This window comes from Rhodohalobacter halophilus (assembly GCF_001715195.1).
Classification (GTDB): Bacteria; Bacteroidota; Rhodothermia; order Balneolales; family Balneolaceae; genus Rhodohalobacter; species Rhodohalobacter halophilus.
In genome coordinates this window covers 1-6,267 of sequence record NZ_MDWE01000064.1, presented here as the reverse complement: position 1 = coordinate 6,267, position 6,267 = coordinate 1, and the positions used below count along the sequence as shown (strand labels likewise).

General features: G+C 43.1%; 5 protein-coding genes and 1 pseudogene. 3 read left to right on the top strand and 3 right to left on the bottom strand.

Going from position 1 to position 6,267, the window contains the following annotated elements; genetic code table 11:
- Positions 1–565 (top strand): hypothetical protein (locus BG260_RS14210; RefSeq protein ID WP_069133452.1); only part of this gene is annotated, 565 nt, incomplete at its 5' end.
- A gap of 375 nt (positions 566–940) precedes the next feature.
- On the opposite strand, the gene BG260_RS13310 is transcribed toward BG260_RS14210, so the two are convergent.
- Complete coding sequence (locus BG260_RS13310; RefSeq protein ID WP_176719507.1) at positions 941–1,921, bottom strand: c-type cytochrome; 981 nt, start codon at positions 1,919–1,921, stop codon at positions 941–943.
- A 225-nt stretch (positions 1,922–2,146) separates the two neighbouring features.
- Between BG260_RS13310 and BG260_RS13305 the strand changes: the two genes are divergently transcribed.
- A complete protein-coding gene (locus tag BG260_RS13305) occupies positions 2,147–2,383 on the top strand; it encodes an SEC-C metal-binding domain-containing protein (RefSeq protein ID WP_069133450.1) in 237 nt (78 codons plus the stop codon).
- On the opposite strand, the pseudogene BG260_RS13300 reads toward BG260_RS13305, so the two are convergent.
- Positions 2,380–3,453: pseudogene (locus BG260_RS13300) on the bottom strand (flavin monoamine oxidase family protein). The gene BG260_RS13305 and the pseudogene BG260_RS13300 overlap by 4 nt on opposite strands.
- 87 nt (positions 3,454–3,540) lie before the next feature.
- A complete protein-coding gene (locus BG260_RS13295) occupies positions 3,541–4,674 on the bottom strand; it encodes an AI-2E family transporter (RefSeq protein WP_069133449.1) in 1,134 nt (377 codons plus the stop codon).
- A 159-nt stretch (positions 4,675–4,833) separates the two neighbouring features.
- Here BG260_RS13295 and BG260_RS13290 point away from each other — a divergent pair, with 159 nt between their 5' ends.
- Positions 4,834–6,120, top strand: a complete 1,287-nt coding sequence (locus tag BG260_RS13290; protein ID WP_069133448.1) for an APC family permease — start codon at positions 4,834–4,836, stop codon at positions 6,118–6,120.
- Positions 6,121–6,267: the final 147 nt, after the last annotated feature.

Here is a 6,267-nt window from a genome sequence, read left to right as displayed (position 1 = left end):
GCTTGGTGGAGCCGCTTTCACTTTATTCATTATTGATGTGCTCCTGATTCGATTTAAATCCAAGCGATGGAAAGTAGTCCGCGACGAAATCAACTATCTTATTGCAAGAAATGTAAACCGCACCCGTGACGGAATTTCCACAAGAGTTTTCAATTTCAACCCGGAAATTGACCTCTCCTTACCTGAAGAACAGTATATCCGTGAACTCCGACTGAAAAGAACAGATTTCCTGAATCAGATTGCGACTTTTAATGAGGATGAAATTATTGAAAAGATAAATGAGGAAGAACTGTTCAGTGATGTAAGCTATGATTACTTCAATGAAAAAGCGGATGAAATATGGAGTATCTTAAACATGAAGTATGCGAACTATTTTCACCCCGAATTAGCCACTTACCTTATTAGCCTAAATCTTAACCTGAAGGATTTGTGTGCACATATCCGTCAATACATGAAGGGAAAAAGATTTGAAAAGAAGAGCGAAAACTACAAAAAATATTGGTCGAAGGGGTGCTACAATAAATCTTATCAAAATTGTAAAGCTTTTAAACCGGCTAAAAGATGAGGGATACTCTGAGACAGCTTCCCTTACCTTAGAGAATTAGTAATTATTAAATGAAATTATGTAAGCATCGAATCATCCACTCTATTCAGGGTAAGGTTCCCTGTTGAAAATGTTAACTTCCTGTTCTAAACATTGAAAAAAACAATTTGTGCAAGAAGCCATTACAAAGGAAACCGGGCAATGGAAGCTTTACTTCAAATGAAGAAGCTCGATATCCGTAAAATCCGCGAGGCTTTTGAGGGGAAATAGGAGGTGTATTATGACTTCAACCTGAATTGAATATTGTCTTTTCCAACCTCGCCTTTAACGTTAATGTAGAATTAGTCAACTAATAATCTCTGTTTTTATAATCAGCTTATTAAGATTTCGTACATCTTAATTGACACCCGCCGGTGTAAAGATCTCCACTCTGTTAGCAACCGGTTTAAGAGTTCTCAGATAGTCATAAATCGCCTCCAGATCCTCCGCTTTCATACCGGCATACATCTGCCAAGGCATGAGAGTTTGGAATTCACCAGGACCAACCTTCCTGGGAACGTAGGAGCTGTCGGCATACACCTTAAACCGATGCACAAACTGCTCTTTCGTCATATATTTGATACCTGTTTCGTGTGGCGTCAGATTAGCAGCCCGAACCACAGAACCGTCGAGTAAGCGAAATTCATTTCCTCCCGCATAGGGTTCACCGACAAATGCTCCTTTTTCCATTTGTGTGTGGCAATCCGTACAGGCAGCAGCAGTAACCATATATTTACCATACTCAACCGGATTTTCGATGGAAGGACGGGACTGAAAGTTTGGCTGAACAGGCATGGTATTGATCAACAGACTCACCGGAAAATCTGCTTTTGATGATTCCAGTTCATTCTCTACCGGTTCCAGAGTTCTCAAATAAGCGATCACTGAATAGATATCTTCGGGATCCAGTTGCGAGTAGTGAGGATAGGGCATCACAGGAAACAACGCCGAACCGTCTTTAGAGACACCAGTTGTAATGGCACGGAAAATTTCACCGTCGGTCCAATCATTCAGTGCAAAGGGAGTCAAATTCCTGGAAACAAAACGGCCCGGAAATCCCATGTTTTGATCGAACACATCTCCCCCTCCGCCAAGTGTTCCGGGAGTCGGTGGGCCGGCAAACAGGCTGAAATCCCGAACTGCATGACAATCCATACAGAGCATCACATGATTGGCCAGGTATTTTCCTCTCTCAACACGAACTTCATCCAGATCGATTGTCAAATCCGGTGCAGCCTCTGCCTTTGGCAGATAGAGGGTTAAATATCCAACCAGGAAGATGACCATTGTTATTAAAACTCCCAGAATATAGATCAGATAACGCATTCCTTTCCTCATTTTGATCCTTGATAGTTAAAAATCGCCCTGCCATCGGGCAATGAAGTTAAAATGATGAAGGGCAATCAGTTTCTCCATGCAAAAATGGATGGATCTCATGTACATTTTGCGAATGGTCCTTGAATTGATTAAGAGGGTACTAACAACTATTTACAGCTCTCATTGGATATTTATTCCCAAATACTCTTTCTTTGTTAGTCAATTCAAAAACGAATACAACATGTAATGAGTAAAAAACCTGACCGTAACGATCCATGCCACTGCGGAAGCGGTAAGAAGTATAAAAATTGCCACATGGAGAAAGATCAAGACGGCACTTCATCCAAAATTGGCTTGATTGGAATTGCAGTAGCGTTAATTCTTGGTTTTGTACTGGTGGGTATCGCTCTTTCTGGTGGTGACGCTCAACAAGATTGCCCTCCGGGCACAAGTTGGTCTGCTGAACATGGTCACTGTCACTAATGTGAAGTTGATCTCTTTGAGCTTATAATTTGATTGACAACCCGTTCCGCGCTCGCCACGGCTCCATCCATATATCCCGGTGAGACGGACGACGTTTCGGCACCCGCAAGGTAAAGTTTCCCATCCTAGAAGGGTCGGCTAAAAATTTGATTCCCATTGCTTTGGTGGGGCAGTAGAGTTTTGGAGTAAGGATGAAACGTGAATGGTTCATCTGCCCAGACAGTATCATAGTACGATATATAGTCATCACACCATTCCCCGTAATATCGGCGCAACTGATTCAGAACTACATTCTTCCTTTCCTCTTTTGTAACCGTTTGGTAGGCGCTGTTCAAAAATCCTTTCAGGGCATAAAGTCCCCTCTCCGGATCAGAATGGTCATACATTTCATTCACCGGTCCCACATTGCTCATAATCGTACTGCTGGATTTCAAACTCTTCCAAAATGGGTCCCGATAAGTCAATGCCACTTTGATCGATTCCCCCATCCAGGTATGAGTTTTGGCGGCAATTTCTTCAAAAAAAGCAGGCATTTTTGGAGACAGTGTAACCGTTTCTTTGAATAGTTTTGGCGGCATCGTTGATACAACTATACCGGCTCTAAACGTACCGGAACCTGTTTTTACTTCGATACCATTTTTACCCATCTCAACTCTACGCACCACCTGCTGGTAACGGACTGATGAATCAGTTAATTCATGTAATATCGTATCAATCAGTTGCTGTGTTCCCCCTTTCAAACGCCATGTAGGACTTTGATTCGCAGGCAGTTCAACCAGTTGTGGGGGTGCAGTGGAGATATACTCATAGAATGCATGCTGCCCCATCACCTGTTCAACCTTCTCCAGATTGAGTTGATCGAGCAGTTGTAGCAGATGTGTATGCTGTTGCCCAAACCAGGTAGCTCCCATCTCAACGGATGCTTCTCCTTCATTTTGTACTGTATAAATACGCCCACCCGGTCGTTCTCGTGATTCCAGTATCACAGAGCTGACCCCCGATTTTTCAAGTAGATATGCTGCCGTGAGTCCGGCCAGGCCACAACCGATAATGATCACATCCTTCTGCATCTACTAACTTTACCTTTTATCATTTTTTGGTGCCGCCTAAGAGGAGTTCTTAACATATTCAGATTCGATTCGGTTTCAGCCTGCAGATCACTCCTCTTCATTCGCTACCTTGTCTTTCAAATCACTGATTTTCTGAGCCAACCGCCCCTTCTTGTCTTTCTTTTCATCCGGAACGCGACCAATCAGATATCCATAGGGTTGTAAGGACTCGATCTCATCAAAAATTACTTTCATGATTGCTCCGAGAGGAATGAAGAGTATCATACCTGCCAGGCCCCAGATTTGAGCCCCTAAAAACAGCAGCAGTAAAGCAACCAAAGCGTTCATACTCACCTGGCTTCCAACAATAACCGGGGTAAACAGATTACTCTCAAACAGTTGAATAATGTAAAACCCGGCCAAAATGATGATCGGGTAGAGAAGTGAGTCCATGGTGAGAAGGGCGTACAATATGGGCAATATGGAACCAAAAATTGGGCCCAGAAATGGAATTACATTCAACATTGCGGCAAATACACCAAAGAATACTGCATGATTTACTCCAACAACTATCAACATGATGCTATTGAGTACTGCTAAAATGGCGATGACAATCATCACTCCGGTTATATAGCGCTGAACCACCACTTGTATGTTTGTGAGAATGGTTTTCACCTTTTCCTCATGGAGTTCGCTCTTTCTTCCGAACAGTTTTAGAAAAAAGGTTCTCAGAAAATCCCGAAAAATGATAAACATGAACATGAACACGGGAACGAGAAATACTGTGGTAATCACTGAGACGGCCCCGGCTACTCCACGTCCAAGTCTGCCGGAATTTTCCCGAATAAATTCAATGAACATCCCCTCTATGTCCTCCAATTCAACAAACCCTTCGAAATCGAACCAGGTGATCAGGAACTCTTCTATTCCTCCCAACAGCTCTTCTGCCCGAGATTTAATCAAATCCGCATCATCAACAAATGCCGTAATCTGTGTGTAGAAAAAATAACCCAAACCGGCCAGAACGGTCAGACCGATAACCATCGCAAGCAGTGCCGATAAAAATTTGGGTATTTTATATTTTTCAAACCATGAGGCCAATGGTGCAAAAAGGATAGAGAGTAACACGGCAAAGAGAATTGGCAGTAATATGGATTTGGCCACGATCATCACATAGACCGTCAGGACCAAACCCAACAAAATTGTGGTGTATTTTACATACCATCTATTTTCCAAACTCATCAGCTAAATCTCCAAGAAATTATAAATTTCAACAGCTTGAAAATATCTTATTCACTCCGGATGTCATAATCGAAAAATTGATGGCTGATGAAAAATTAACAGACACTTAATATAATCTCTAACTCTGATTTAAGATTTTATCGTCTCTTTTAATCTGATTTGGATCGTATCATAACAGAGCTCAAACGCGACATCCGAACCCCGGGAGCCATTTTGATGGGGCTTGGCTCCATTGTAGGAACGGGCATCTTTGTAAGTATCGCCATAGCAACACAGGTTTCGGGGAATGGAATTGTTATTGCAATTATCATTGCAGCAGCACTGGCAACCTTCAACGGGTTGAGCAGTGCACAGCTAGCGGCGGCACATCCGGTTAGTGGAGGAACTTATGAGTATGGCAATCGATTTCTCGGAAGCTATTTTGGTTTTACTGCCGGCTGGATGTTTTTGATTGCAAAATCGGCATCTGCTGCCACTGCGGTATTGGGTTGTGCAAGCTATCTATTTTATCTCTTTGAAATTGAGGTGTCCACAACCACTCTTGTGCTAACCGGCATCGCTATACTTCTCATTATGACTCTGCTTGTTTCGGGTGGTATCAGCCGAAGCAATTTGGCTAATAAAGTGATTGTATCTGTAACACTCCTAGGTCTGGCGGCTTTGGTTATCACAGGGTTCATGCTTAACGGTGCTCCTGTTGATCCGATCATAAATATGTTTGAAGGTAGCGATTTATCATCCATACTCTATGCATCTGCCCTGATGTTTGTGGCCTACACCGGCTACGGAAGAATTGCTACATTGGGGGAGGAGGTTGCCGAACCCCGAAAAACTATACCCAGGGCGATTATTCTCGCAATGGTTGTGATTGTCCTTCTCTATATAACCGTTACGCTGACTGCCCTCAATATCATGGGAGCTGAAGCATTTGGTTTAACCGTTGAAGGAGAGGCCGCCCCTTTAATGAAAGTTGCTCAGGCGCTTTCTGTCCCCTATATCGGACCGATTATTAGTTTCGCGGCCGTTACGGCAATGCTTGGAGTACTGCTGAATTTGATACTCGGTCTGAGCCGGGTAATGCTAAGTATGGGACGCAGAAAAGATCTGCCCGGTGTACTCGCTCATATCAATCCAAAAACACAGAGCCCGGTACCGGCAGTTTTGGCAACCGGTGTGGTCATCGGGCTTTTGGTACTAAGCGGGGATGTCCTTTTTACCTGGTCCTTCAGTGCATTTACCGTATTAATCTACTACTCCATCACAAATCTGTCCGCTCTTTTAATGCCGGATGATTTACGGCTCTATCCAAAATGGGTTCCGGCCATGGGTTTGTTTGGGTGTCTTTTCCTTGCTTTCTGGATTGAACTACTATTCATTCTATTGGGAATTGGGATGATTCTCGTTGGGTTGATCTGGCACAGAGTTGCAAAATATATTGAGGGATGAGGGTGAAAATAGCTTTGTGAATACCGCCTCAACTCTGTTCAGCACTCACAAACAAAACTCTCTGTTCGGCGTCTGAAGATGGTGTCATTTTAATTTATCTATCCACGAGTTGTCCCTACGGTACAATTTCTTTATAACCCAATTTGT

Bases quoted from the DNA above. Each gene is read 5' to 3' on its own strand.
- BG260_RS13310 (WP_176719507.1), bottom strand. From the start codon at position 1,921: ATGAGGAAAGGAATGCGTTATCTGATCTATATTCTGGGAGTTTTAATA.
- BG260_RS13305 (WP_069133450.1), top strand. From the start codon at position 2,147: ATGAGTAAAAAACCTGACCGTAACGATCCATGCCACTGCGGAAGCGGT.
- BG260_RS13295 (WP_069133449.1), bottom strand. From the start codon at position 4,674: ATGAGTTTGGAAAATAGATGGTATGTAAAATACACCACAATTTTGTTG.